Here is a 26,707-nt window from a genome sequence, read left to right as displayed (position 1 = left end):
TAACAAGGAGGCTGTATGATGATTGAAGTTTATATAGACGGAGCCACTGCTGGCAACCCTGGTCCTTCTGGAGCTGGTATTTTAATTAAAGGAAATGGTGAACATCAGCGTTATGCTATTGCTCTTGGGACAATGACGAATCATGAAGCAGAGTACCATGCACTTCTTCATGCATTAAAAATTTGTTTAGAAAAAAAGTATACGAGCGTATCCTTTCGAACGGACTCTCAGCTAGTAGACCGCGCAATGAACCAAGAATACGTTAAAAATAAAGCGTTTGCTCCTTTACTGGAAGAAGCCCTCAAATTGTCCAGTCAATTTGAGTTATTTTTTATAAAGTGGATCCCTAGCTCTCAAAATGCAGGTGCTGATCAGCTGGCCAGACAAGCCATTAATCAAAAAGAAGCAGGAATGTAATCCTGCTTAAATCATACCTGATGACTTTAAATATTGAATGGCTTGTTTTTGATTGCTAATACGATTTGATGTCAAATTCTCGAGGAGCGATACAAAAAAACTGCCGTCAAATTCTTTTTGTACTTTTAGTGTCCATTCAATTGTAAATATAACCATCTCGTCAGCTGCACGCGTATACTGCTGACCAAATGAAATAAATCCACGTGCATCTTCTGCTAAGTGAAAGCCTTTTTCTTCAAGATAACGAAGATACTCTTCAGCGGTTTGAGCTGTTTTTGTCACTTTTTCGTCCCATCCTTTTGCAAAGGTTCTTCTTTATCTTAGCTTACTTTTGGCTATTTGACTATGATTTCCCTTCTAAAAAATAGCCAATTGCTCCAAGTGCTACTCCTAAAATGGCTCCGCCAATCACTTCTTCGGGCTGATGCCCAAGCATTTCTTTCAAGCGCTGTTCCGTCAAATCGTGAAAGCCTCCGTCTGGAAGACCCGCAAGCTTTTCAATTTCTTCATCTAACGTATTCACTTTAATAGTAATTTCGCCAGTCTGCCTTCGAATTCCTTGTGCATCGTACATCACAATAATTCCAAAAACAGATGCTAACGCGAAGTCAATCGTAGAAACACCTCTTTTTAACGCTACATAGGTCGCTAAAGAAGATACGCCGGCTGAATGAGAGCTTGGCATTCCACCCGACGCAGCAATCATCCGCATATCCCATTTTCCTGTTTGATACTTTTTAATTGGGATTTTTAAGGCTTGGGCTAAAACGATTGATGAAAGAGCAATGACAATTCCTTTATTCATATTGCTTCACCTCATCTATAGTTTGCGATGGATTGACATCTCGTACCCAAGCAAATATTGCCCAACAAAAAACGCCGGGCTAATCTGCTGACAGAGCAGACTAATCCCGGCGCTTTTGGAAACAGTTCTGTTATTTTTTACGCTTTTTTTGTGCAGCATTATTCATTTTGGCAGATTCAACTTCAGCATAAGAGCCGAATTCTTGGCCATATTGATTATTTGCACTTTTATTAGCTTCTAACTTCTTGTTAACAGAATTGTTTTGGTTTTGTTGCACGTTGAACTCAGAAGCAAACTCCCCAGCATAAGTGTCATTTGCACTTTTTGCACGCTTTGCTTTTTGAGCCTGATTTGCTTTAAACTCAGAAGAGAACTCTTGGTTATAATTATGCTTTGCATTGTTATTCGCTTGCGCATTTTTATTACCTAATTTTTGACGACCCATCGCTATCTCCTCCTATTTGTACCTCGTTGGTACACTATTAGTGTGGATCAAGCGGCACGTCATATCCTGTTCAAATTAAGGTAAAAACACCAGAGCTTGGCACGTTTATATTCTTGCTACGTACTCTTTAACCATTTCTTCTGTCACTACTTTACGGCCTGGAATGATGGTATATTTTTGAGACAGCTCATTAATTTCTGCTGTTACAGCGTTAATACCGTCTACAGAAAAGGGCTCTCCTTCTTTACACAAAAGCACAGCTGCTTCAATAGCTTGCTCGCGTCGAGCTTCTAAGCTGGCAAAAGCACGTACTAATTCGTGCTGTTTTTTAGAATGGGCTGAAATTTCTTTATGTACACTCATGTTCGTTCCTCCATTATATTATGCTGAGTTAGTAAAAATAAGTTAATGTCCTCATAATTGATGTGCTTTTCCGGTAATTCTTTTAAGCTTTTTTCTATCACTGCAGCTTCTTTCTTAATGCTGTCCAAAAAGTTTTTCATCTTTTCATTAAAAGCAACTTTCCCGCTTATCTTGCACTGTACAAACTGCTCAATGGTGGATTGCTGCCTATCGTCAAGGTTTGCCTGCTTACATAAATCGGCAAATAAAATGACAGGGAAACTGCGCTGCTTTACTACTACTTTTAGTGATAAAAATGCACGAATCAGTTGGAGCATCACTTTTATATCCTCTATTGTAACAGAAGATGTCAGATTTCTTTTACTATTTCTCGTTAAAATTTTAAAATAATGATATCCCAGTGCTTTTAAGCAATATGTTTGAGCCATTATTTGCCGAAGTGGCTCAGCAAACGATGGCTTCTGATAATAAACAAAAGGCGACCATAGCCACTCATAAAGCGAAGGGTTTGATTTTGTAAACAAATAAATGGTTTTGTACAAATCCCATCCTTGCATATCATAATTGCCTTCTGCTACATCAATGACCTCTGGAGGTCTATTGAGATGAAGATAGCGTGCTGCTTTATATTTGTATATAAAGCGGACGTCAAAATCACTTGCTGACGTGTCGAGTCCGTAAGCACGGCTGCCTGATTCACATGCAAACAAAATTTCCACATTATATTCTTTTTCAATTTCCTGTAAACGTTTATTTATGTGTGTAGACATAAAAATTAATGACCCTTTCTTTCCTCCAATACATGTTCTAGCACCGTCATTGTACTTACCAATTCTTGAATTGGAAATTCTTCAGACACGGCCGCTTGCAGCTGTTTGTAATAATCATACCATTCTTCAGATACAGACTGTTTATGCGCTAAAACGTACTGATTCACTAAATGGGTATAGTGTGAATGAAGAGCGGCTTCTTCTTTCGCAATGTAGTGATTAACATCCGGCTTAATACGTTCTAGTAAAGCAGCGTGAAGCTTTGCTTTCTCATTTTTTTCAAAAAAGCTTTTATTGTTTTTATACAGTGAAAGCTCTTTTTGATACGATTCATTCTCATCAAATTGATGACTTGTCACAACTTCACTGCCATTTGGAGGCTCTAACGAGTTCAACGTTGGAGTAAACGTCGGTTCATAGCGCTGTAGCTTTGTAATGATCATTCGATGCCAGTCTTCGATTAATTTTACGATGTATTTTTCGATTCGCAAAGTGGTCGCACGCACTTCTTGCGTTGCGTCGAAGGAAATAGACGTTAACAACTCCTGCAAACACAGGCGCAGCTGCTTTTGCTTTTCACCTCGATCATCCCTTAAGTTTGCCGGACTGAAGGCTTCTTTAAAGAAGTCATCGTACCTCACAAACAGACGTTTTTTTACATAAAATAAAAGCTCTTCTAATTCTCGGTCAAACTGCTGTTGTTCATATTCAAAATGAATTTCATGCAGTTTTGTTGCTACCTGCTCATTTTTTATGTGAAGAGATTGAATGTATCGCTTTTTATCCACTTCTGATTTTGTTTGCACCTGTTTCATTTCATTGGCAACTGCTAAAATTTGTTCGAAATCTGCATAAACACTTTGGATAGCCAGCTCTGGTAATTCATAATTTATGAAGCGGTAAAACGCATTTTTGAATGGCAGAAACATTTTATCCTCGTGGTTTTGCAAAGCCTGCAAGCTTGATACCGGGTATAAGCGCGGAAAGCGTATACCATACTGTTCAAGCTGCTCTTTTACATACGTCTGAACTAACTGCAGCTCTGTATCCGAACTGGCTAGGTCCGCTGCATTTACTAAGAAAAACATTTTATCAAGCGCAAATACATCTTTTACACGGCCAAGCTGAATAAGAAATTCGCGGTCAGCTTTTGAAAACGCATGATTATAATAAGTTACAAATAAAATGGCATCTGCATTTTTGATATACTCAAACGCTACTCCCGTGTGTCTCGCATTGATTGAATCAGCTCCAGGTGTATCAACGAGAGTAATGCCTAAGCGAGTAAATTCACAGTCATAATACAGGTTAATAAATTGAACAAAACACGCTTTTTCTTCTTTGGCTACATAATCATGAAATCCTTCTGTATCCACTACTACTTCTGAACCGATATGCTGCTTGACTTCGCGGTAGCCTTTTTCTACTGCCTGTAAAAACGACAAATGCAGCTGCAGCTCTTCTGTTGCCTGCAGGGTTGGAATAATTGTTAGCGCTTCGTCAATTGATTCTACTTCATGATGAAACAGCTTAAGTGCACCATTTAAATCTTGGATCATCTGCTCGTTTGTTTTCATTTGCACAACAGCCGTTTTATGCGGCCGTTTTTCTGTTGGAGGCATAATTTTATTGATGGTTGCTGTTGTTGGGTTCGGAGATACTGGAAGTAATCTTTCTCCAATCAACGCATTAGCAAAAGATGACTTACCGGCACTGAATGCTCCGAATAAAGCTACGGTAAACGTTTGATTTGATAGCTTTTTACGCTTTTCTTGAAGCCTGTTAATAAAGCGGTCTAGTTTTCCAAATGAACGGAGCTGTTCGAGAACAGCTGATACATCTTGAAGAACCTTTTCTGTTCCTGTTTCATGCACAGCTTCCTCAGGATGTGAAACTAACTGCTGCTCACTCACAGCTTCTTGCTTTTCTTCAGCTTTCATGATGCCCGTTTCATATTCTTCTTGTAACATATATGACAACTCGTTTGTATCTTCTGCCGTTAGGTCGTCATCAGTTTGCTGTAAAGATTGAAGCAAAGCTTTTGTACGTGCCAATTTTGATTTCATTTCCTGAAGAGATGTATACGCTTCTTCAAATACTTCACATTCCTGCAAGTGTTGATAAATTTTTTCACGCTTTACTTCATCTTGCTCGATTTTGCTCTGTTCGATTTGCGCATAAAGCTCGTATAATAATCGCGTTGCTTTTTTCTTAATATGATCGGCTACATCTTTTGCGTACGTTAAAACATAATCACCATTAATCGTAGCTCCTGCCTTTACCGTTTCAATTAAATCATGCGGCTCTAACAGGATTTCAAACTGCTGAACCTGGCGTATAAGATCCGGGTCGGTAAGATTTTGTTTTTTCACCAGCTCTTGCACATATTGCTGCAAGTGCCACTGCAGCTGAGAAGCTGCTCGTTCTTTCATATCATCAAAAAATAACGTCAGCCGCTCTTTTTTTACTTCCTCGGTCTTTTTCTTAGCAAATAAAAGACCTACTTTAAAATCAGGCTTTGTCGTTTCCAAAAACAGCCTAGCTTTTTCTCTCATTTCATATGGTGTTAAATTGGCGTTGCTTAGTATCTTACCTGTTTCTTGTTGGTACGTTTCTGCTAGCTGCTTTTCAGCACGCCTTATTTCCGCTTCTTTTTCGAGAAGCTGCTCTTTTTGCTGCTTATTCATTTCATGGTTCTCAAGCGTCAGCTTATGGCGCAGCTCGTCATGAATCGTTAACTTTTCTTCTTCTTGGTCTTCAATAAAGGCAAGGTGATCGTCAATTAACATTTGCATCGCATGTTGAATATGCTGATGTCGGTTTTCTTTTTCCGTCATCATAGCAAGTAATAGAGATTTTACGTACGAAAGGTCATTATGACGGTTAGTTGGCTCTTTTAACGACGTATAGAAGATTCCTTCTGGTCTCACATTCCACTTTAAAAATGACGTTTCTACAGATTCTTTAAATGCTTGAAATGTTAGCTGATCTTCTTGGTGTTTATCGATTTGATTTACAATTAAATAAAGCGTTTTATTAGCTTCTTGCAGCTGTTTTGCAAATTGAAGATTTAATTCTGCCTGCACATGATTATAATCCATCACGTAGAAAATAACGTCCGCTAAGTGAAGAGCTGACTCGGTCGATACACGATGCGCATCATCTGTTGAATCAATTCCTGGTGTGTCCATCACCACAACATTTTTAGGAATAGCATCTGTATCTATCGATAAATGAATGGACTCTACTTCATCTCCATCCACAGCAAACTGCTTAATTTGCTCATACTCATAAGGTGCTTTATAACGCACCGGCGGCTGTTTGCGGTAATAAACGGTTGCATGCTCATCCCCAGCTTTTACTGATACTAAGTTTGCGCTTGTTGGAATAGGACTTGCAGGCAAAATTGCTTGCCCCATTAATTCGTTAATCATGCTCGATTTCCCAGCCGAAAAATGTCCGCAAAATGCTACAACAAATTCGCCGTTCACCCACTTTTTTAACAGCTGTATTGCTTTTGCTGCCTGCTGTTCATCTCCAGCTGCTTGAAATTGCTTATGTAAATGAAAAAGAGATGCTTCCAATCGGAGATTTTCTTGATGTTTCACACTCACTTTACCCATTATTACTCTACCCCTTTTGCCTCATTCAAGACTGTATTTAAATGTTCTCTATCCATCTTCATTTCTGCTTATTCTTTCTCTATTTTACTTGATTCGCATGCGTTTTCCCATAAAAAACTGAATTTTTAGTTACAAAAACAATAAAAAAAGCTGTCAATAATTTGACAGCTTTGCATCGTACTTTCTATTCATCGCATGTATGTTACGCCTTTTGGGCTTTTTCAATATTTTTCATTACATACGTTGTGACGCCAACATATGTAGCAAGTGCTCCGATCACAAAAAGACTAACCATTACGTCCACCACCGTTTCTACTTGATGAAATTGATAATCTTTATCATTTGTTTTATCTTATCATGAAAGATAATCATTTTCAATTAGTTTTAAGATTTTTTTACAGGAAAGAAACGTCCCCTGTTTTGCATCACTTCGCCGTAATTTGTTTCATTCGTTAACGCTTGCTCTTCTAAGGGAATTCTGACGGCTAATATACACAAATTGAAAACAGAAAAAATAGCTAACGTCCAGTATGCCTGAAACATAAGCGGAACTAACACCAATTCTGTCGCTACTACTGTATAGTTAGGATGCTTCATAAAACGATAAGGACCTCTTAGCACAACCTTCGCATTAGGCAAAACGATAATTTTCGTATTCCAATACTTTCCTAACGAAGAAATAGCCCATATTCTTGCAAGTTGCACAAGCACGAAAAAGCTAAACAACAAAAAAGAAAAGTGATACATTCCATCGTTTAACACATATACTTCCGTAAAAAGAGCAGCAAAAAAAGCGGCATGCATGCTTACCATCCATTTGTAGTGACTTTGACCAGCTTCGTATGCTCCCTGCTTCTTCATCCAAGCTTCATTTCTTTTGGCAATAACCAATTCACATAGACGCTGTAAGATAATAAATACAAAAAATCTATAAAAAAACAATCGCTTTACCTCCACTCTAATAGAAGCATTTCAGAACTAAATCCAGGGCCAAGAGCTGTTAATAAACCGTATTCTTTACTCGAAATTTCTTTCTTCATAAAGCGGTCTAGCACATATAAAACGGTTGCCGAAGACATGTTTCCATGGTTTTTAAGTACATCTAGGGAATCAGCAATCATATTTTCGTTTAACGACAGCGTTGATACATATGCTTCAAGCACTTTTTTCCCTCCAGGATGAGCAACAAAATGCTTCAAATCGCGACTGGTCAAATGCTGTGTTTGTAAAAATGACTCAACTTCCCCGCCTAACCACGAATCGATAATCGTGGGAATATCTTTTGAAAAGACAACAAATAGTCCATCATTTTTAATTTCCCACCCCATTACATCTTCTGAATTGGGCATGAGCGTCGATTGTGTATGTAAAATGTAAGGATAGCTTTTTGCAAGTGCAAAAGTGGTATCAGCTTCGTCACCTGCGACTAAAGCAGCCGCTACTCCATCTGCAAATAAAGATGTACCGATTAAGTTGCTTTTTGAACGATCATTTCTCTGAAAAGTTAAACTGCAAAGCTCAATGGATAAAACAAGGACTTTAGCACGCGGAAAGGCTTTGCAATACTCATAAGCTCTTGAAAGCCCAGACGCTCCTCCAGCACACCCTAATCCCCAAATAGGAATTCTTTTTGTATGGTCTGAGAACGCAAGCTTATTCATAATTCGCGCTTCAATGCTAGGCGTAGCTAAACCGCTTGTTGAAACATAAAAAATAGCCTCAATTTCTCCACACGGCAAAGGGGTACTTACATGGTTCTTATTTGTTAAGCAGTCTTCAATTGCTTTTGTACCTAATTCAACAGCAGATTCTATAAAAGCATCATTTTTTTCTTCAAATGTGTGGTCTTCTTGAAACCAAGATAAGCCTTTGGCAAAATTACGTTTCTCAATTTGACCATTTTGAAAAACGGTTAGCAGACGATTAATATCTTTAAACGATTCGGAAAAAAGTTCTTTTGCAAATAGCAACGTGTCTTGCTGAGTTAATTCATAAGGGGGAACTCCAAATCCAACTGAGATAATCTTTGGCATACACTTCACCTCTTTGATTGCGTTACATTTAACATTTGTAATAGCTGGGGATTTATTCAATTCTTTTTTAGTGGGATGGAGGCGAAACATAAAAAAACTTTCCTGTAACTCAGGAAAGTCTACGTTTTGAAGAAGTGTATGTTTGTTGTGCACTTTTATTATAGCGCAAATAATCTGAATGTACAGATACAATTTATGGATTGACGAAAATAAGTGCTTATTTTTATGAAAAGAAAATGGACATATAGATTTCATCTACATATTCATTGTTGAAATAAGCTTGTTCTTTCATGACGCCTTCTTGTTCAAATCCTACCTTTTTATACAATTCGTATGCCACTTTATTCGAAGCAAACACAGTTAAAGAAAGTTTGTGAAGATTATTTTCTTTGCACCAGTTTAGCGTATAATTCATAAATTGTTTTCCTATTCCCATTCCCTGTGCTTTTGAAATAAGCCATGTACGGAAGAGCCCCGTGTGGCGCTTCATTTTAATTTCGCCTCTAAGAACACGTGCAATTCCAAGCACTTCACCTTCGACTTCAGCTACAACGTACATGTGATCGTTCTTTTCTACTGATGCAATAAAATCTTGCTCTTCTTGGACTGTGCGCGGCTCATCTTTTTGAATAAATTCCCCCGCCCCAATAATTTCTCTTACCGCTGTTGTAATATGCTCTGCATCGCTTGCCTGTGCAGGACGAATAGTGACTTCACGTCCGTCTTTTGCTTTAAATTTCACTATGTTTTTCTCTGCTGTAATCATCTATATCAACTCCTATATTTTTCACTATTCAGTACTACTATTTTGGTTCTAGCTTGCGTAATTTATCAGTGGTAAAGTTCTGCTTTTCATTTCATCTAACAAGCCATCATGTGCATTTGTTGTATTACCCACGCTTTAAACAAAGCTAAACCATTTTTGAAATATTTATTCTTGCACAGACATCCTAGAAATGCAATTAATTGCGTTAAAGAACTATTATTCCAAATTTTCTTTACAAAAGTTCATAAAAAAGAGGCTGGGACACAACGAAACACATGAAAGCTACGTCCATCTTCACAACAAAAAAATACGAACTAACAACCAATAATTTTGATTATTAGTTGCTAGTTCGTATTTCACTTCGAATAAAATATTTTTGTCCCAGCCTCTACTTTTTATTAAAGTCCCATTGAGATATATTTTACTTCTAAATAATCTTCAATGCCGTAATGACTTCCTTCACGTCCAAGACCACTTTCTTTAAAGCCACCGAATGGAGCTTGAGCTGCAGATGGAGAGCCGTCATTTACTCCTACAATGCCGTATTCTAACTCTTCAGATACAAACGTTGCTTCTTTAATGTTTTCTGTAAATACGTAAGCGGCTAAACCATAAGGGCTATTGTTTGCTCGTTCTACGGCTTCTTCTACTGTTTTGAATGTTGCTACAGGTGCCAATGGTCCAAACGTTTCTTCAAACATGCAATTCATGTCATCAGTTACATTTGTAATAATTGTCGGCTCCATAAAGAAACCGTTTTTAGTTGTTATAGCTTGTCCGCCAACCACAACTTTAGCTCCTTTACTTTTTGCATCCGCAATTTGTGCTTTTACTTTCTCAACCGCTTTGTCGTTAATTAACGGTCCAACTTTTGTACCTTCTTCTAATCCATTTCCTACTGTTAATTCCGCCGCTTTTGCTGCAAATTTTTCAACAAAAGCATCTGCAATGGATTCTTGTACATATACGCGGTTTGTGCAGATGCACGTTTGACCTGCGTTGACAAACTTAGAAGCAATTACGCCGTTTACAGCAGCGTCTAAATCTGCATTTTCTGTTACGATAAACGGTGCATGACCGCCTAATTCCAGCGATAATTTTTTCACAGTATCCGCAGCACCGCGCATTAAATGTTTACCAACCGCTGTTGAACCAGTAAATGTTAATTTGCGAATGCGTCCGTCTTTTTGCCATGTGTCACCAATAGCTGCTGCATCTCCAGTAACAACATTGATCACACCTTTTGGAACTCCCGCTTCTTCTGCGAGCTCTACTAAACGAAATGCTGTAAATGGGGTTTCTTCAGATGGTTTTAGAACAATTGTACATCCTGCTGCAAGAGCTGGGGCCACTTTACGCGTAATCATTGCTGCAGGGAAGTTCCATGGTGTAATAGCTGCTACAACGCCGACAGGCTGTTTTTTAACCGTAATACGTTTATGCGTATGATGAGCTGGAATCGTTTCACCGTATACACGCTTTCCTTCTTCAGCAAACCAAGCAATATAATCATTGCCATACTGCACTTCACCTTTTGCTTCTGCAAATGGTTTGCCTTGTTCCGTTGTCATAATTTCTGCTAGTTCATCTTTATGGTTTTCAATTAGTTGATGCCATCTCATTAAAATAGCACTGCGCTCTTGAGCGGTTCTTTTCGACCATGTTTTAAAAGCTGCAGCCGCTGCATCGGCTGCAGAAGCTGCTTCCTTTGCGCCTGCCTTTGGAATTTGTCCTATAACTTCTTTTGTTGCTGGATTAATCACATCAATTTTCTCTTCTGTTGTTGTCCATTCACCGTTAATATATAGTTTGTTTGGATACATCATTCATCCTCCTAGTTGTGTGAATTTCTTTGTGCTGTGTTAACTACACTATATACACTAGCATCTTCATTGATTTATGAGAACTTCCCTTCTATACTATGGGTATAACAAAAGGTTATAGGTGATAAATATGAAAACAGAATGGCTTGAGTCTTTTATTGAAACAGCCAAAACAAAAAGCTTAAGCAAAGCAAGCGAACAGCTGCATATGACGCAGCCTGCACTTAGTAAGCAAATGAGAAAACTAGAAGAAGATTTAGGAGTAACATTATTTATTCGCTCCGCTACAGGAGTAGAATTAACCTCAGCAGGTGAAATTCTTTTACAAGAAGGTGAATCCATACTATCAAGCGTTCATGCTCTTCAAAAAAAATTAGTGTCTACCCAGGAAGCTTGTGATTTAACTATCGGAACGTGGCAGAGTATGGCTGCTTTTTACTTACCTTATCAACTGGCTTCTGCTAAAGACCACAATCGCCATATTGATATAAAAACCTCGCATCACTATTATGATTTGTTAGAGCAGTTAGAAAGCAATAAAATTGACGGGGCTTTATTTGATGATCGAGAGGTTCAACATACTTACTGGTCAAAACTATTGTTCAAAGAAGACTTTTATTTATTTGTGAATGATCAGCACCCGTTAGCCGAAAAAGAAAACGTATCATTTGAAGATTTCACAGAAGAACCCATTGTAGTTCTCCCCCCAGGGTGCGATGTTCGGACACTAGTAGAAAAAGCGTACAATCGTCATAACTTAAAAATCCCCATTGCCAATGAAATTGAATTTGCTCAAAGTATTATGGGATTTATTTCAGCTAATTTAGGTATTTCAATTCTCCCTGAAATTTTTATGCGCCATTTACAAAGCTCAAACATTAAAGCGTTACCCATTACAGACTTCAAATTCAAAAGAGAAATTTCATTAGTGGCAAAAAACCCTGATGTGGGGAAAATGCTTTATACACTGTTTTTCAAAACACGGTCTTAATAGGAAAGACAAACAAATTGGACCTATGTTCCCCATAACAATGAAAAGATCCGAACGATTAATTGTTCGGATCTTTTCAACTAAAATACTTTTGTCCTAGCCTCTTTTTATTTCGATACTACTTCATTTGTTAACTTTGTTTCTGCAACTTGCGTACGTGATGATTTCATCATATTAAAGACAATATTTAAAAAGATTGCTGTAAAACTCCCCATTACAATACCGCTTCCAGTAAGAACTTGAAGACTCTCTGGTAAGTTTTTGAAGAGCTCAGGTACAACCGTTACCCCTAGACCCATGCCAACCGAACATGCAATCACAAGAAGGTTTTCTTGTTTTGCTAAATCAACTTGACTAAGAATTTTAATACCTGAAGAGATTACCATTCCAAACATAGCTACCATTGCTCCACCAAGTACAGAGCTCGGGATAACTGTCGTCACGGCTGCGATTTTAGGTAGAAAACCCAAAACGATTAAAATTCCACTCGCTGCAAATACAACATTTCTTGTGCGAACACCTGACAACTGTAAAAGCCCTACATTTTGTGAATACGCTGTATAAGGAAATGCGTTAAAAAATCCGCCTAATAAAATCGCCAATCCTTCTGCACGATAGCCTTTAGATAAATCTTTTTCATCCACTTCTTTTTTACAAATATCACTAACGGCAAAATAAACGCCTGTTGACTCGACAATGCCAACAAGTAAAACAAGGAACATTGTCAGAATGGCCATAATATTAAAAGTTGGCATCCCAAAGTACAGCACATGTGGCATATGAACCCACGCTTCTTCTTTTACGCCGGAAAAATCGACTTTTCCCATAAAAGACGCTGCAATTGTTCCAACAACTAATCCTAATAACACAGAGATGGAGCGCATAAATCCTTTTGTAAATCGATACAGAACAATAATTAATAGCAAAACGCCAAAACCTAAACCTAAATTGCTCAAGCTGCCAAAATCTTTACTTCCTTCTCCTCCGGCTAAATCTTTAATCGCTACGGGAATTAACGTAATTCCAATAATCGTTACAACCGAACCTGTAACTAAAGGAGGGAAAAACTTAACCAATTTACCTAAAAAAGCAGAAAGAAGGACGATGAGTAAACCAGCCACGATAATAGAACCATATATGGAGGATACGCCGTAAGAACCTCCAATTGAAATCATAGGTCCTACGGCAGTAAACGTACACCCTAATACAACTGGAAGACCAATTCCAAAAAAACGATTTTTCCATACTTGCAGTAGCGTTGCCACACCGCACATAAATAAGTCAATCGCCACTAAATACGTAAGCTGCTGCTGAGTCAAGCCAATGGCTCCTCCAACAATAAGCGGAACAACAATCGCACCTCCGTACATAGCTAAAACATGCTGTAAACCAAGTGAAAAGACTTTTCCTTTATTCATATTAAACCTCCACTGTTGGTTTATCTTCAGCAAATGTCACTTTACCATTTGATAAAGACTGAATGCGTGCTAATGATTCTACTTTAACGCCTGATTGACGAATTTGTTTTCCTCCATCTTGGAACGCTTTTTCAATAACAATACCAATGCCGCCTACTTTAGCACCTGCTTTTTGCACGATATCCATCAAGCCGAATGCAGCTTGGCCGTTTGCTAAAAAGTCATCAATAATTAAAATCACGTCATCTTCTTGAATAAATTTATCAGCAACTGAAATTTCATTTTCTTCTTTTTTTGTAAATGAATATACTTTTGATGTAATGAGTCCGTCTTGAAGTGTTAAAGATTTTCTTTTTCTAGCAAACACCATCTCAACGTTTAGCTTCAATGCGGTCATAATCGCTGGAGCAATTCCTGATGATTCAATCGTTAAAATCTTCGTAATTCCTGCATCTTCAAAACGCGAAGCGAATTCTTCTCCAATTTCTTTCATTAATACAGGATCCATTTGGTGGTTTAAAAACGTGTCTACTTTTAAAACCGTGTCCGATAATACGATACCATCTGTTAAAATTTTGTTCTGCAAAGCTTTCATAGTTCGTTCCTCCAACGTTTGTATTAAAAAAGCTCAAAAACATAGCTGCACTCGTATATGAGTAGAGCAATGTCTTTGAGCTTTTACGCACAAAAGTGAAAAACAAACTTCATCGCTCACCCATAGTCAAACTATTTACGGTAGTTTGGTAGATACTTACGAGCCTTATTCTCGTCATTATATGAGTGCGTTATTCAGTTAATTGTATTATATCAGCAAATCTTTTATTTGAAAATATCTAAAAACGATATTTTCGAACATTTACTTGTGATACAAAACATAATATTCGGTTATAGCGCTTTTTATACGTGATAAATTTCTCCATATTTCTTTTCTAGATACTGAATTAAATAATCTACATTTAAGCCTTCTCCCGTTACATCGTTTAAAATTTCAAGAGGCTTTTTCATTTTTCCGTACTGATGAATATGTTCAGTTAGCCAATTTGTAATCGGCGAAATTTCTCCTTTTTCGAGGAGTTCATCATAATTAGGCAAGTCTTTTAACATGGTATGCTTAAACTGCGCTGCGTACATATAGCCAAGAGCGTAGGAAGGGAAGTACCCAAAGCTTCCTCCCGCCCAGTGTACATCCTGAAGCACGCCTTCTCCATCGTGACTTGGACGAACCCCTAAATATTCTTCGTATTTCTCATTCCAAATTTCCGGTAAATCTGCAACTTTATATTCTCCGTTTATTAATCCTTTTTCAATCTCATAGCGAATCATAATATGAAGAGGATACGTTAACTCATCTGCTTCAATACGAATAAGCGACGGTTTCGCCTCATTTACTCCTCGGTAAAAATCTTCTAAATCTACATCGTCAAATTGTCCCGGCGCATGCTTTTTTAGTACGTCGTAATGATGCTGCCAAAATGCTTTATTTTTCCCGACAAACTGCTCAAAAAACAGCGACTGTGATTCATGAATTCCCATTGAAGTACCTTCACATAGAACCGTACCGACAAGATCCTTTGAAATATTCTGCTCATATAAAGCATGTCCGCATTCGTGAATCGTTCCAAAAATAGCCGTTCGGAAATCGTTTTCAGCATACTTAGTCGTGATGCGCACATCTCCTGGGTTTAAGCCAGTAGCAAAAGGATGGACTGTTTCATCAAGTCGCCCCGCTTCAAAATCATAGCCAAGCGTTTTTAACACGTCTAGACTAAATTTCTTTTGCGCTTCTTTTGGGAAAGTACGGAATAAAAATTCCGTATTTGGCTTTGTATTCGACCCGGCGATTCGCTGAACAAGAGGCACAATATGCTCCCGTAGCTTTCCAAATACCTCGTCTAAGATTTCGACCGTCATCCCCGGTTCAAAAAGGTCTAATAAACGGTTATATTTGTTTCCTTCATACCCCCAATACTCCACAAACTTCTGATTGAACGCTACAATTTTTTCGAGGTACGGTTGAAATAAAGCAAAATCTGCTTTTTCTTTTGCGTCTTCCCAAACCGACTCAGCTTTTGAAGTTAATGTAACGTATTCTTTATATTCATGCGGAGGAATCTTTTTATTTAAGTCATATTCTTTTTTACATTCTTCCACTGCTTTTTTCGTAATATCGTTTATGTACGGCTGTGACTCAGGGTTCGTTAATTTCTCAATAAAACCTGCCATTTCATCAGAAACAGAAAGATTGAACGCTTCTGATGACATCATGCCAATAACTTCAGAACGCTGATCCGCCCCTTTTTTTGGAGCACCCGTCCTCAAATCCCAGTACATCACTCCGATTGCCTCGTGATAACTTTTGATTTTATTCATGTATTCATAAAACTGTTTCTCAATTTTCTGTATGTCTTCTCTCATTGTTTTTCCTCCTTACTTTCCTTATTTCACCATAAATTATTTTATCATAATAGTAACGGCGTGTATATAACTGAATATTCAATCTATTATTCATATAAAAAAGCGCGGCTACAACCGCGCTTTTTTATACGTTTTCTATTTTCGTTGGGACATTTTGTTCAATGATTGAACGCACTTTTGAATCTGTGCTTTTTGGCATAAAGATCGTGATTAGACCCTTATCGTTATGAGAGCGAATCAGTCTTCCAACTCCTTGCTTTAAGCGAAGAAGCATATACGGCATATCTGCATCCCAAAATGGATCGACTACTTGATTGCGCTTTGCTTCAAAGACCGGATCATTTGGTGGATACGGCAGAGACCAAATAATTACATTAGATAGCGAAGGTCCAGGAATATCCAATCCTTCCCACAAATGAACAGCGCATAAAATCGTTTCTTCTTCCCTTTGGAACTGAGATACTAATTTACTGATTTCTTGATCGCCTTCAAATAAAAATGTGTACTGATTTAACTCTTTGGAAACTTCTTTGAACATCTCTAGTTCTTCTTTGCTGTTAAACAATAAAAGTGCTCGTCCGTTCGTTTTTTCGAGCTGAGCAACAGCAAAGGCGAATTTTTCAGCAAACGCTTCTTCTTGATCATCCGAAACATTTTTTACCGCAATTTTCATTTGCTCATCATAATCAAATGGCGATTCAACAGAAAAAGAAAGCGGCTTTGCAATTCCTAAGCTATATGCTAAATAATCGAACGATTGGTTATCTGAAAGAGTGGCAGAAGTGAAAATATATGGTATTTTCTTCGCAAATACTCGTTCTTTTAAGACGTCTTTTACTGCTTGCGGCATAATAACCAACGTCAGCTGCCAGTTATTTTCTTCTACCCAGTAGATGGCATTTTCGTTGTCCATAAATAAGCGCAGCGAATAATCAATTTGATCTAGGTACTCATCTACAATTCGCAGCGTATATTCGTCTACTGTATAGGTCTCACTCTCAAACACAAGCTCGTTTCCGATATGCTCAAGCAGCGATAAAAGTTCTTTTCCTACACTTTGTAATCCGTTTGTGCGGGCTACTTCTTTACGGCTAGAACCAACGATTTCTGTGCTTGCTTCACTTAAACGGTCAAAGAACATTGCATATACATCGATAGCGTGCTCGATCTTCACAGCAAATTCTTCTCGCACGTCATTTTCTAATAGACGCGTTAACAAGTTTTCTAACGTATCTTCTTGAATGCGATATGTTAAAGCCTTTTGTGCAGCAAATTCCAGCAGGTGACCTTCATCAAATACAACACAGCTGCTTTCAGGAAGAAGGGGAAGCTGTCCTTCACGCTTGCGGGCTTCATATGTCCAAATGTGCTCCATGTAAAAATCGTGAGAGCAAATAATTAAGTCATGTGCTTTTCTATAGTGCTCACGTGAAAGCGTTAAGCCGCATCTATGACGCTGCTCACAGGAAGAGCAGTCTTGAAACGTATCCCAGTTAATTTGATTCCATTCCTCATCCGTTAAATGAGGATATTCTTTACGGTCTCCGTAGTGATAGAACGACTGCATACCGCTATGATCATGAACAAAATCAGGAAGCGTATCGTAAATTTCTTCAATGTTTTCATTATCTGTTCGTGCTGTCACAGCATCTAATTTCTTTAAACACAGATACTGATCTTGAGATTTTGCTAGGCGAACATCCATGTTAACATCTAAAATACCAGAGAGCTTTGCAATGTCTCCTTCGGCTTTTACTAACTGTTCAATTAATGTTTCATCCGCACAGGCAATAATAGCTGGCTTGCCAATATACCTTGCATAACAAATAGCGTATAGTAAATACACAATGGTTTTCCCTGTTCCTACACCTGCTTCTGCAAATATTACATTTTTTTCTTTAAAAGCTCGTTCGATTTGAAAAGCCATAAAAATTTGTTCATCCCGAAGTTCTAATCCAGCGTCTGGAAGATGATCATAAAAAACATCACCTATCCATTCATTTAATTTGTCAAAAAAGTTTTCATCCCGTTCAATTGTAAAAGGCAACCGCTCTCTCATCATCGATACTGACTCCTTTATTTATGTAAATATCTATCAATAAAAATTAGCTTCACTTCTTTTTATCTAGTAAATTTCTCATATAAGCAAAACTTAATTATTGACTACTTTATCTAAAATGTCAATAAAAAGAGCTGAACATAAAAAAGGTTCTGCCTGTAAGGACAGAACCTTTTTGTATAAAAGCTGAGTGTATAGAACGCAAACGGAATAAGTGCTATTAAAAAATTAATTACAGCGGAATTTTGAGTCCGTGGACTGAGACAATAAAAAGGCCGCTTCATACTCGGCTTTTGCTTGTTCCAGCTGAGTAAGCGTCTCTCCGCTTACTTCTATTCCCTGCTGCATTAAATGATAGCTGTTTTCCAACGCTTGACGAATCATAGTGAACTGCGTGTTTCTATCCATTTATAAACATCCTCTCTCTGTAATGCTTACTATAAAAGTGAATACTATCATTCTATACACCAGCTGTTTATTTTATTCTCAAAACCAGCATCTCTGGCTTAATAAATGGCTTCTTTCATTTAAGAAAATAATCGAACTTATTAAAATATTTTAATTCTCACTTGACATATAGGAATAATATATTTTAAAATTACTTACAGATTCAATCACTCAAAACTACATAATACAGGCTTACCGGTCAACCGATAGCCTCTAATTGCCAGATACACGTACCATCCGTCTGTGCAATTAGAGGCTTTTATTTTTTTAAAAGCCTGCTGAAAGGAGAAAAAATGGCAGAACTGCAGTTACAGCATGTGTATAAAAAATACGGAAAAGATAGTCTTGCAGTTGATAATTTCAATCTTCGTATTCAAGACAAAGAATTTATTGTATTTGTAGGACCTTCAGGGTGCGGCAAATCCACTACCCTTCGAATGATCGCCGGCCTTGAATCGATAACAGAAGGAGAATTGCTTATTAATGGAAATCGTGCAAACGATTTACCTTCTAAGGACCGGGATATTGCAATGGTGTTTCAAAACTACGCGCTTTACCCTCATTTAACAGTTTACGACAACATGGCATTTGGCTTGCAGCTCCGCAAAGTCCCAAAACAAGAAATTGATGAGCGCGTTCGTGAAGCGGCTCGTATTTTGGACTTAGAACCCTATTTAAAACGCAAACCAAAAGCGTTATCAGGAGGGCAGCGTCAGCGGGTGGCTTTAGGAAGAGCAATTGTACGGAATGCCCAAATTTTTTTAATGGATGAGCCTTTATCTAATCTTGATGCGAAGCTTCGCGTACAAATGCGTGCTGAAATCAGTAAGCTTCATCAGAGGCTGCAGACGACCATTATTTATGTAACCCACGATCAAACAGAAGCGATGACGATGGCAAGCAGAATCGTAGTTATGAAAGACGGAAAAATTCAGCAAATAGGTTCACCTATGCAAGTGTATAATGCTCCAGAGAATAAGTTTGTAGCCAGTTTTATAGGATCACCGGGAATGAACTTTTTCACAGGAAAAGTAGTGAACAGCAAACTGCACATCAGTGAACATGAGTTTCAACTGACAGAAAATCAAATGCATTCGTTACATAAAAAAGGCTACAACAATCAGTTCATTACTGTAGGGATTCGACCTGAGCATATTACGCGCGCCTCTTCTGATGCTCCTCATATTTCATTTCCGGTAGATGTGTCTGAGTTATTAGGAGCAGAGTACATACTATACAGTAGTTTAGGAGACCAGCTCTTTGTGGCTAAAATCCCTGGGGATGAACATATTCAAGTTCATCAGCACTTTCCATTTCATTTTCAAATGAATCATGCTCATTTCTTTGACCAAGCATCTACCAACCGTATCAAAATAGATAAATAATCATATAGAAAAAACTTTATAAGCGGGGGAACTAAAATGAAAAAATTATTAATTCTGTTAGCAATGCTCACCGTGATCATCGCGGGCTGTGGCAAAAACAGTTCAACAAGCGGCGAAAGCAGCGACTCTTCTAAAAAAGTAACCATTAACTTTACGCATTGGCGAGGAGAAGATTCGAAATCTTTCGATTCTATCATTGAGCAATTTGAAAAGAAAAATCCAAATATTCATGTAGAAATGACCGTCTTTCCTTCTGATTCCTATCAATCACAAATTCAAGGATCTCTACTATCTGGAGAAGGTATCGATGTATTTGCTAGTTTTCCAGGAAGTCAATTTGAAACGATTCGCAAAGCAAACGGTTTTGCAAAGCTGGACGACCAAAACTTACTCAGCAAATTTGACGAAAAGCTAATCCAAGCGGGTAAAGCGGATAATACGCAATATGCTCTTCCTTATCAGCTAGTCTATAACATCCCTGTCTATAACAAAGGCATTTTTGAAAAACTAAATTTGGATGTTCCTAAAGATTGGAATAGCTTTTTAAAAACATCTGAAACATTAAAGAAAAATGGATACACGCCGATTTTATTTTCAGGAGACGTAAGTCCTTCTCAATTTATTAATCCAATGATTATGAATAATGAACCTACAAACAACGCCCTTCACGAAGTAGAAACGGGCAAGCGCAAGCTAACTGATGAATGGTTTATCAAAACGCTATCTCAAATTAAAGAATTAAATGACAAAGGTTACTTCCAAAAAGATGCTCTTGGTACGAAAAAAGAAAGTGCTGCAGCACTTTTTGCTCAGGAAAAAGGCGCAATGCTTGCTCAAGGTTCTTATATGATGGCTACAGTCAAACAGCAAAATCCGAAGATTGATCAAGGTTTGCTTGCACCGATTACAGTGGATCAAGATAAAGCAAAATACGAAGGTGTTCATACCACGACATTCTTATTAGGTATTGCTGAAAAATCAAAACACAAAGAAGCTGCTAAGAAATTTTTAACTTTCCTTGCAGATCCAAAGATTTCTTCTGAGTATGCGAATGCTACTGGCCAGTTATTAACGGTCAAAGACGTGAAATATGATTCACCTGAACTCAAAGAAAGCGCAAAATGGAAAGACAAAAAAACGGTCTTCCAACCTCGATTTACAATTTTAAATGAGCGCGTATCAAAAGCTGTTGAAACATCTGTACAGGACGTACTATCCGGTATGTCAGCGAAAAAAGCTGCTGAAAAAGCACAAGGAGAGGTAGAACGTGTCGCTAAAAACTAATACGTCTATTCAAGAAGAAGAAAAGAGAACCCCTTTGTTCTCTTTTCCTCTCTTTTCATTTAAAAGTATCTCTAAAAGCAGACATCTATGGTTGTTTTTACTTCCCGGTTTTATCATATATACTGTTTTCTTTGCATTGCCAACGCTTTCTGCTTTATTTTTAAGCACAACTGATTGGAATGGATTGTCTTCTCAGTTCTCATTTGTAGGGTTTCAAAACTTCAAAGAAATTTTAACAAACGATGCTATTTTTACACAGTCTCTTACAAACAACTTAAAGTTCACAATTGGCGTGCTGATCTTTCAAACGTTATTGAGCTTAGGCTTTGCACTTTTACTTTATAAAAATTCTGCATGGAATACATTTTATCGCTCACTCTTTTTTGTACCGACGATTATTTCGTCCGTGTCGATTGCCTTCACGTGGAACTTTATGTATGACCCCAACATTGGAGGAGTTAACCTATTTTTAAGTAAAATAGGCCTTGAGCATTGGACCCAGTCTTGGATTGGAAATGGGCATATCGCAATTTACAGCTTGGCTTTTGTACAATTTTGGGCACATACTGGTCAAATGCTTATTATTTTTGTAGCTGGAATTCAAGCTATTCCCAGTGAGTTATATGAAGCTGCTAGTATTGATGGAGCAACAAGATGGCAAAAATTCAAACGCATTACGTGGCCTCTTGTAGCTCCAGCTACGACAATGGTTGTGGCTTATACGACCATACAAAGTTTTAAAGCATTTGATTTAATCATTGCAATGACAAATGGAGGTCCCTCCAACTCAACTGAAATTCTTTCGACACTGCTTTATCACGAAGCTTTTATTAATTTTCGTTTCGGCTATGCCTCTGCCATTTCAGTTGTATTTATGATTGTGATTGCTCTTTTAACGTTTCTTCAATTTCGCGTACTTCGCTTGACCAAAATGTAAAAGGAGATTCTTTTATGAAACAAAACCCATTCAGACAACTGATTTTAGGGATATACGGTTTAATCATTCTGTTGCCCTTAAGCTTGGTTTTATTAACAACCTTTAAAACAACGCCTGAACTTTACAGCAACCCAATCGGATTACCAGCAGGCTGGAATATTGAAAATTATAAACAGCTGCTCGTCAATGAACCCATCTTTGGCTATATTAAAAACAGCGTGATTGTTACCGTCTTTAGCACGTTTTTTATTCTATGGTTTTCAAGCATGATTGCTTATGCTATTATTCAGCTACCTCAAAAGCTTGGATGGATTGTATACGGCTTTTTTGTTTGCGGAATGATTGTCCCTACTCAAGTCAATATGATTCCTGTCTTTTTGCTGATGAATAAGCTTGGGCTCGTCAATACGCTAACAGGCGTCATTATCGTCTCCATAAGTTTTTTGCTTCCCATCGGTGTGTTTATTATCACGGGGTTTATGAAAACTTTGCCAAGGGAACTATTCGAAGCTGCTCGCATGGACGGAGCGTCAGAGTGGAAAATATATTCAAAAATCGCTCTTCGACTCTCAATACCATCAATGGCTACAGTGGGAATTTTTTCGTTTGTGATTGTGTGGAATGATCTGTTATTCCCTTTGCTATTGTTAAAATCTAAAGAAGTAAAAACGCTGCCTATTGCACTATTGGACTTTCAAGGGGAATTTCTGACTAATTACCCTATGCTGTTTTCAGCAGTCGTTCTTTCTTCTATCCCATTATTGATTGCGTACGTGTTTTTGCAAAAACATTTCATTTCAGGAATGACATCTGGGGCATTAAAATAGCAGGCAAGAAAATCACGCTGCCCTGCCTGCCCCTTTATTCTATAGCATTATTTTTTAAAGCACGCTGAGGTTTCGGTTTCTCTACTACTAGATGTTGGTAAACGTACATTAAAGCAGCTTTCAACAGAAAGATACCTAGCAAATGGTACTCTTTAAATGTGCCTACCCTAAAAAGCTTTGCATGGCTCATAGCTCGTTGAAAAGGATAAACAAAAAATGTATCTACGATTGCATTTAATAACATATACCTTCCAAAATGGCCATATGTGAACTTTTTAATCCATAAAGAATCTGCTAAAAATGGACCTAAAAGTAAAGCAGCTTCACCTGTTAGATATGGATGAGGAGGATTAGGGAATATCCACCACTTCTTTTTTTCAGCAATATAGCTTTCAACCATAATTAAAAAGGAAATAAACATAGTAGATGATAAATAGCGCTTAATATGCTGTCGTCTTATAAAAGGGATGGTTAACCATGAAAGAAGCATCATCCCCCAAAAAATCCGTGCTGATCGATTTTTTCTCATTTTATCACTTCTTAGGTTTTAGTATGAGATTTCCCTTTCGTAAATATGTTAGAAATAAGCTAATCATTTCTCGTTTTAAGCCTGCTATTGAAAAGAAATGAATACATATATTGCAGTGCTACTCGCCCATACTATAAAAAAACATAATGGGGTGAGTATATGCATGATTATTATGACGGACTATATAAATACCTGCTTAATGCTACATTTTGGTTTATTTTATTAATTGTCGTGCTCGGTATAGGCATGTTTGGAATGCTAGCTTATCGGGGTTTGAAAAAGAAATAAAGTACAAAAGCCAAGCTGGTTTTTACACCGCTTGGCTTTTGTATTTATTGATCGTTGCGTGGAGGACGAGGTCCCCAGTATTGATAGTAGTCTGTTTTAATAAACCCGTTAAACAATTTGCGTTTTTTCGTTGCTTTTTTACCGTAGTATTGTTCAAATTGTTCATGAGATGTAAGCATATAAATGGACCACGTATCAAGCTTAGAAAACGCTTCGCCCATTTCAGCGTACATTTTTTCGACAGAAGGACGATCGCTTAAACGTTCGCCGTACGGAGGGTTACCAATAATGATTCCATATTCTTTCGGCGTCGTAAAATCGCGCACTTGCATTTGCTTAAATTGAATTAAATCTCCAAGTCCAGCTTCAAATGCATTTTGCTCCGCTACTTTTACCATACGATGGTCAATATCATGACCAGCAATATCTAGCACTTGGTCGTAGTTCGCTAAGTCTTCTGCTTCTTCGCGCGCTTTGTCCCAAATACTTGCTGACATCCATGGCCACTCTTCTGATAAGAAGTCACGGTTAAATCCTGGTGCAATATTTTGACCGATAAGCGCTGCTTCGATAGCAATTGTACCTGAACCACAAAAAACATCGACAAACGGACGGTTCGCATTCCACGGCGTTAGCATAATTAGAGCCGCTGCCAGTGTTTCTTTTAAAGGAGCTTCCCCTTGCCCAACGCGGTAACCGCGCTTATGAAGTCCTGCACCGCTTGCGTCAATTGTTAATGTAGCAACATCTTTTAATAGCGCTACTTCAATTTTAAACGTTGACCCTGTTTCTTCGAGCCAGCCTGTTGTTTTGTTATAATGTTTTTTCATGCTGTCAACAATTGCTTTTTTCACAATGCTTTGACAATCTGATACGCTGAACAATTTAGATTTAACTGATTTTCCCGATACAGGAAACTGTGCATCTACGGGCAAATAATCGCCCCAATTTAATGCTTTTGTTTGTTCAAAAAGCTCATCAAACGTACGAGCTTTGAACTGTCCAACCTGCACTTTAATTCGATCTGCTGTACGAAGCCATAAATTGCAGCGAGCAATTGCGAGCTCGTCTCCTTCAAAGATAACCTTGCCATTATCTACTTCACAGTCATATCCTAAAGCACGCACTTCTTTAGCGACCAGTGCTTCAATTCCCATTGCTGCTGTTGCAATAATTTTATATTTCGCCATTTTTCAACCTCATTTTGTTTCTAATTATCTACACTAAGTGTAAAAGTACCATATACATGCGCCGTAGTCAAAGCTTTCTCCGTCTTTTTATTAAAATGCAAAAACTGCTGGCTCATGATAGAGCCAGCAGTTTCTTCACCTATGTCGCATATAAATGTGTTTTTGAAAGCTTTTCACTTTAAAAATTGCGCAAACGGTTGCTCAATTTGTTTATGAAAGTAAGTATACACGTGTTTCATATGGGTGCAGCGTACATTTTTCAAGCGTTTCGTTTTTATCCAACGGATAATTATGAATCAGCACTTCTCTGTTTGCAAATGAGCTCTCTGAAGGAAACTCGAACGTTTGATTATTCGGTGACATATTACAAATAACAACAGCGGTTTTACCTTCTAATGTTCGCGTATACGCATAAATAGCGGAATCTTCTTCTGCCAACAGCTTATAAGTTCCATACACCAGCACATCATGCTGTTTTCTAATTTTAATGAGCTGTTTGTAAAAATTCAGTACCGAATTTTTATCACTTTTCTGCTCTTCTACGTTAATATCTACGTAATTTGGATTCACCTTCATCCAAGGGTTCCCAGTAGAAAATCCTGCATTTCTTTCTGTATTCCACTGCATTGGCGTTCTTGAATTATCGCGCCCTGTTTCCCAAATCACTTTCATAATCTCGTCATGTGAATCGCCTTTTTCACGCTGAATACGGTAGTAGTTAATCATACCAACATCATCATAATCGTCAATAGAATCGAACTTAACATTGGTCATTCCAAGTTCTTGTCCTTGATAAATAAACGGTGTTCCTTTCATTAAAAAGTATAGTGCAGCTAAGCACTTTGCACTTTCCACTCGGTAAGCTATGCTGCCGAATTTATTTACAGAACGAATTTGATCATGATTTTCTAAATATAAAGCGTTCCAGCCGTTGATTTTTTCTATACCATTTTGCCAATTAGTTAAAATCGTTTTTAACTCGATTAAATCAAGCGGTTTTTCTTCTCCTTTATCCCACAGTCCCATATGCTCGAACTGAAAAATCATATTGAAGTTTCCGCCATCTTCAGCTACCCATTCATCTGCGCTGTCCGATGTTACACCATTTGCCTCTCCAACCGTCATAATATCGTATTTGGCAAACGTATTTTCTTTTAGCTCTTTTAAATGTTCTTGAATTCCCGGTCGATTCATATGCCCTTCAAACGATGGCACATAATCTAGCTTTTCAGGGTTCGGCAGATCTGGGAAGCCGGCCACTTTCTTAATATGTGAAATAGCATCTACACGAAAGCCGTCAATTCCTTTATCTAACCACCAGTTAACCATTTCATAAAGCTCATGACGTACTTTTTCGTTTTCCCAGTTTAAATCGGGCTGTTTTTTAGAAAATACGTGCATGTAATATTCTTTTGTCTTTTCATCGAACTCCCAAGCTGATCCGCTAAAAATAGATTCCCAATTGTTTGGCTCTTTTCCATCTTTACCTTCGTGCCAAATATAATAATCACGATATGGATTCTCTTTAGAAGACCTAGATTCTACAAACCAAGGGTGTTCATCTGAAGTATGATTAATAACTAAATCCATAATCAGCTTCATTCCGCGATGGTGAACTTCATCTAGCAGCTCATCAAAGTCTTCCATTGTTCCGAAATCTTTCATAATATCTTTATAATCACTGATATCGTAGCCATTATCGTCGTTAGGAGACTGATAAATCGGGCAAATCCAAATGACATCAATTCCAAGATCAGATAAATAGTCTAATTTTGAAATAACCCCTTGAATGTCACCAATTCCGTCGCCGTTTGAATCCATGAAGCTTCGCGGGTAGATTTGATACGCAACAGCTTCTTTCCACCATTTCTTTTCCATGTGCTCAACCCCTC

25 protein-coding genes and 1 riboswitch are annotated in these 26,707 nt (G+C 37.9%); of the genes, 7 read left to right on the top strand and 18 right to left on the bottom strand.

All coding sequences use genetic code 11. The annotated features are described in order from the left end of the window. The first annotated feature begins 18 nt into the window (after nt 1-18). Entirely contained in the window at nt 19-417 is a 399-nt protein-coding gene (locus tag ACN6NE_RS18270) for a reverse transcriptase-like protein (protein WP_129707718.1), read from the top strand. 6 nt (nt 418-423) lie between these two features. Here the strand turns inward: ACN6NE_RS18270 and ACN6NE_RS18265 are convergent, their stop codons facing one another. From ACN6NE_RS18265 to ACN6NE_RS18220, 10 genes are all read right to left on the bottom strand, one after another. Further along, a complete protein-coding gene (locus ACN6NE_RS18265; protein ID WP_129707264.1) occupies nt 424-699 on the bottom strand; it encodes a DUF6123 family protein in 276 nt (91 codons plus the stop codon). Between the two features lie 61 nt (nt 700-760). Beyond that, entirely contained in the window at nt 761-1,222 is a 462-nt protein-coding gene (locus ACN6NE_RS18260; RefSeq protein ID WP_057241837.1) for a divergent PAP2 family protein, read from the bottom strand. 130 nt (nt 1,223-1,352) lie between these two features. Beyond that, nucleotides 1,353-1,667, bottom strand: a complete 315-nt coding sequence (locus ACN6NE_RS18255) for a hypothetical protein (RefSeq protein WP_013056168.1) — start codon at nt 1,665-1,667, stop codon at nt 1,353-1,355. Nucleotides 1,668-1,772: 105 nt separating this feature from the next. Beyond that, a complete protein-coding gene (locus tag ACN6NE_RS18250; protein ID WP_129707262.1) occupies nt 1,773-2,030 on the bottom strand; it encodes a DUF2533 family protein in 258 nt (85 codons plus the stop codon). Continuing rightward, entirely contained in the window at nt 2,027-2,800 is a 774-nt protein-coding gene (locus ACN6NE_RS18245) for a nucleotidyltransferase domain-containing protein (protein ID WP_474326359.1), read from the bottom strand. Before ACN6NE_RS18245 ends, ACN6NE_RS18250 begins: the two co-directional genes overlap by 4 nt. A gap of 5 nt (nt 2,801-2,805) precedes the next feature. Next, complete coding sequence (locus tag ACN6NE_RS18240) at nt 2,806-6,423, bottom strand: dynamin family protein (RefSeq protein WP_129707258.1); 3,618 nt, start codon at nt 6,421-6,423, stop codon at nt 2,806-2,808. 384 nt (nt 6,424-6,807) lie between these two features. Beyond that, on the bottom strand, nt 6,808-7,365 hold the full coding sequence (locus ACN6NE_RS18235) for an isoprenylcysteine carboxyl methyltransferase family protein (protein ID WP_474326356.1): 558 nt from the start codon (nt 7,363-7,365) through the stop codon (nt 6,808-6,810). A gap of 5 nt (nt 7,366-7,370) precedes the next feature. After that, on the bottom strand, nt 7,371-8,456 hold the full coding sequence (locus tag ACN6NE_RS18230; protein WP_129707254.1) for a type III polyketide synthase: 1,086 nt from the start codon (nt 8,454-8,456) through the stop codon (nt 7,371-7,373). A gap of 223 nt (nt 8,457-8,679) precedes the next feature. Beyond that, nucleotides 8,680-9,222, bottom strand: coding sequence for a GNAT family N-acetyltransferase (locus ACN6NE_RS18225; protein ID WP_129707252.1), 543 nt, complete (start codon nt 9,220-9,222; stop codon nt 8,680-8,682). Nucleotides 9,223-9,620: 398 nt separating this feature from the next. Next, nucleotides 9,621-11,045 carry an NAD-dependent succinate-semialdehyde dehydrogenase gene (locus tag ACN6NE_RS18220; RefSeq protein WP_474326651.1) on the bottom strand — a complete coding sequence of 475 codons (1,425 nt, stop codon included), beginning with the start codon at nt 11,043-11,045 and terminating at the stop codon, nt 9,621-9,623. A 130-nt stretch (nt 11,046-11,175) separates the two neighbouring features. On the opposite strand from ACN6NE_RS18220, the gene ACN6NE_RS18215 reads away from it, so the two are divergent. Continuing rightward, nucleotides 11,176-12,036: a LysR family transcriptional regulator gene (locus ACN6NE_RS18215; RefSeq protein WP_129707250.1), complete on the top strand. Its 861-nt coding sequence runs from the start codon at nt 11,176-11,178 to the stop codon at nt 12,034-12,036. Nucleotides 12,037-12,143: 107 nt separating this feature from the next. Here the strand turns inward: ACN6NE_RS18215 and ACN6NE_RS18210 are convergent, their stop codons facing one another. From ACN6NE_RS18210 to ACN6NE_RS18190, 5 genes are all read right to left on the bottom strand, one after another. Further along, the gene (locus ACN6NE_RS18210; protein WP_129707248.1) at nt 12,144-13,454 is read right to left on the bottom strand and encodes a nucleobase:cation symporter-2 family protein; all 1,311 of its coding nucleotides are present in this window, start codon (nt 13,452-13,454) and stop codon (nt 12,144-12,146) included. A 1-nt stretch (nt 13,455) separates the two neighbouring features. Further along, entirely contained in the window at nt 13,456-14,049 is a 594-nt protein-coding gene (locus ACN6NE_RS18205; protein ID WP_129707246.1) for a xanthine phosphoribosyltransferase, read from the bottom strand. 103 nt (nt 14,050-14,152) lie between these two features. Then, a riboswitch (purine riboswitch) is annotated at nt 14,153-14,254 on the bottom strand. Nucleotides 14,255-14,351: 97 nt separating this feature from the next. Beyond that, nucleotides 14,352-15,869, bottom strand: a complete 1,518-nt coding sequence (locus tag ACN6NE_RS18200; RefSeq protein ID WP_129707244.1) for a carboxypeptidase M32 — start codon at nt 15,867-15,869, stop codon at nt 14,352-14,354. 124 nt (nt 15,870-15,993) lie between these two features. Next, a complete protein-coding gene (locus ACN6NE_RS18195; protein ID WP_129707242.1) occupies nt 15,994-17,931 on the bottom strand; it encodes an ATP-dependent DNA helicase in 1,938 nt (645 codons plus the stop codon). Between the two features lie 225 nt (nt 17,932-18,156). Further along, nucleotides 18,157-18,336, bottom strand: a complete 180-nt coding sequence (locus ACN6NE_RS18190) for a hypothetical protein (RefSeq protein WP_013056154.1) — start codon at nt 18,334-18,336, stop codon at nt 18,157-18,159. A gap of 332 nt (nt 18,337-18,668) precedes the next feature. Here ACN6NE_RS18190 and ACN6NE_RS18185 point away from each other — a divergent pair, with 332 nt between their 5' ends. Genes ACN6NE_RS18185 through ACN6NE_RS18170 form a run of 4 tightly spaced genes read left to right on the top strand, consistent with a single transcriptional unit; the run spans nt 18,669 to nt 22,808 of the window. Then, a complete protein-coding gene (locus ACN6NE_RS18185; protein ID WP_474326349.1) occupies nt 18,669-19,760 on the top strand; it encodes an ABC transporter ATP-binding protein in 1,092 nt (363 codons plus the stop codon). Nucleotides 19,761-19,796: 36 nt separating this feature from the next. Then, nucleotides 19,797-21,044, top strand: a complete 1,248-nt coding sequence (locus ACN6NE_RS18180) for an ABC transporter substrate-binding protein (RefSeq protein ID WP_474326346.1) — start codon at nt 19,797-19,799, stop codon at nt 21,042-21,044. Continuing rightward, nucleotides 21,028-21,981: a carbohydrate ABC transporter permease gene (locus ACN6NE_RS18175; RefSeq protein ID WP_474326344.1), complete on the top strand. Its 954-nt coding sequence runs from the start codon at nt 21,028-21,030 to the stop codon at nt 21,979-21,981. The genes ACN6NE_RS18180 and ACN6NE_RS18175 overlap by 17 nt, the downstream gene beginning before the upstream one ends. 14 nt (nt 21,982-21,995) lie before the next feature. After that, nucleotides 21,996-22,808: a carbohydrate ABC transporter permease gene (locus ACN6NE_RS18170; protein ID WP_013056150.1), complete on the top strand. Its 813-nt coding sequence runs from the start codon at nt 21,996-21,998 to the stop codon at nt 22,806-22,808. 34 nt (nt 22,809-22,842) lie between these two features. Here the strand turns inward: ACN6NE_RS18170 and ACN6NE_RS18165 are convergent, their stop codons facing one another. Next, complete coding sequence (locus tag ACN6NE_RS18165) at nt 22,843-23,337, bottom strand: hypothetical protein (protein WP_474326341.1); 495 nt, start codon at nt 23,335-23,337, stop codon at nt 22,843-22,845. 159 nt (nt 23,338-23,496) lie between these two features. Here ACN6NE_RS18165 and ACN6NE_RS18160 point away from each other — a divergent pair, with 159 nt between their 5' ends. Next, on the top strand, nt 23,497-23,625 hold the full coding sequence (locus ACN6NE_RS18160) for a hypothetical protein (protein WP_013056148.1): 129 nt from the start codon (nt 23,497-23,499) through the stop codon (nt 23,623-23,625). A gap of 44 nt (nt 23,626-23,669) precedes the next feature. On the opposite strand, the gene ACN6NE_RS18155 is transcribed toward ACN6NE_RS18160, so the two are convergent. Together ACN6NE_RS18155 and ACN6NE_RS18150 are read right to left on the bottom strand one after the other, a co-directional pair. After that, on the bottom strand, nt 23,670-24,815 hold the full coding sequence (locus ACN6NE_RS18155) for a THUMP domain-containing class I SAM-dependent RNA methyltransferase (RefSeq protein ID WP_013056147.1): 1,146 nt from the start codon (nt 24,813-24,815) through the stop codon (nt 23,670-23,672). 210 nt (nt 24,816-25,025) lie between these two features. Next, a complete protein-coding gene (locus ACN6NE_RS18150) occupies nt 25,026-26,693 on the bottom strand; it encodes a glycoside hydrolase family 13 protein (RefSeq protein WP_474326337.1) in 1,668 nt (555 codons plus the stop codon). Nucleotides 26,694-26,707 lie beyond the last annotated feature (14 nt).

The organism is Priestia sp. 53B2 (assembly GCF_056099005.1).
Note: the sequence above shows the minus strand (reverse complement) of the source record. Positions and strands in the feature narration are given on the sequence as shown.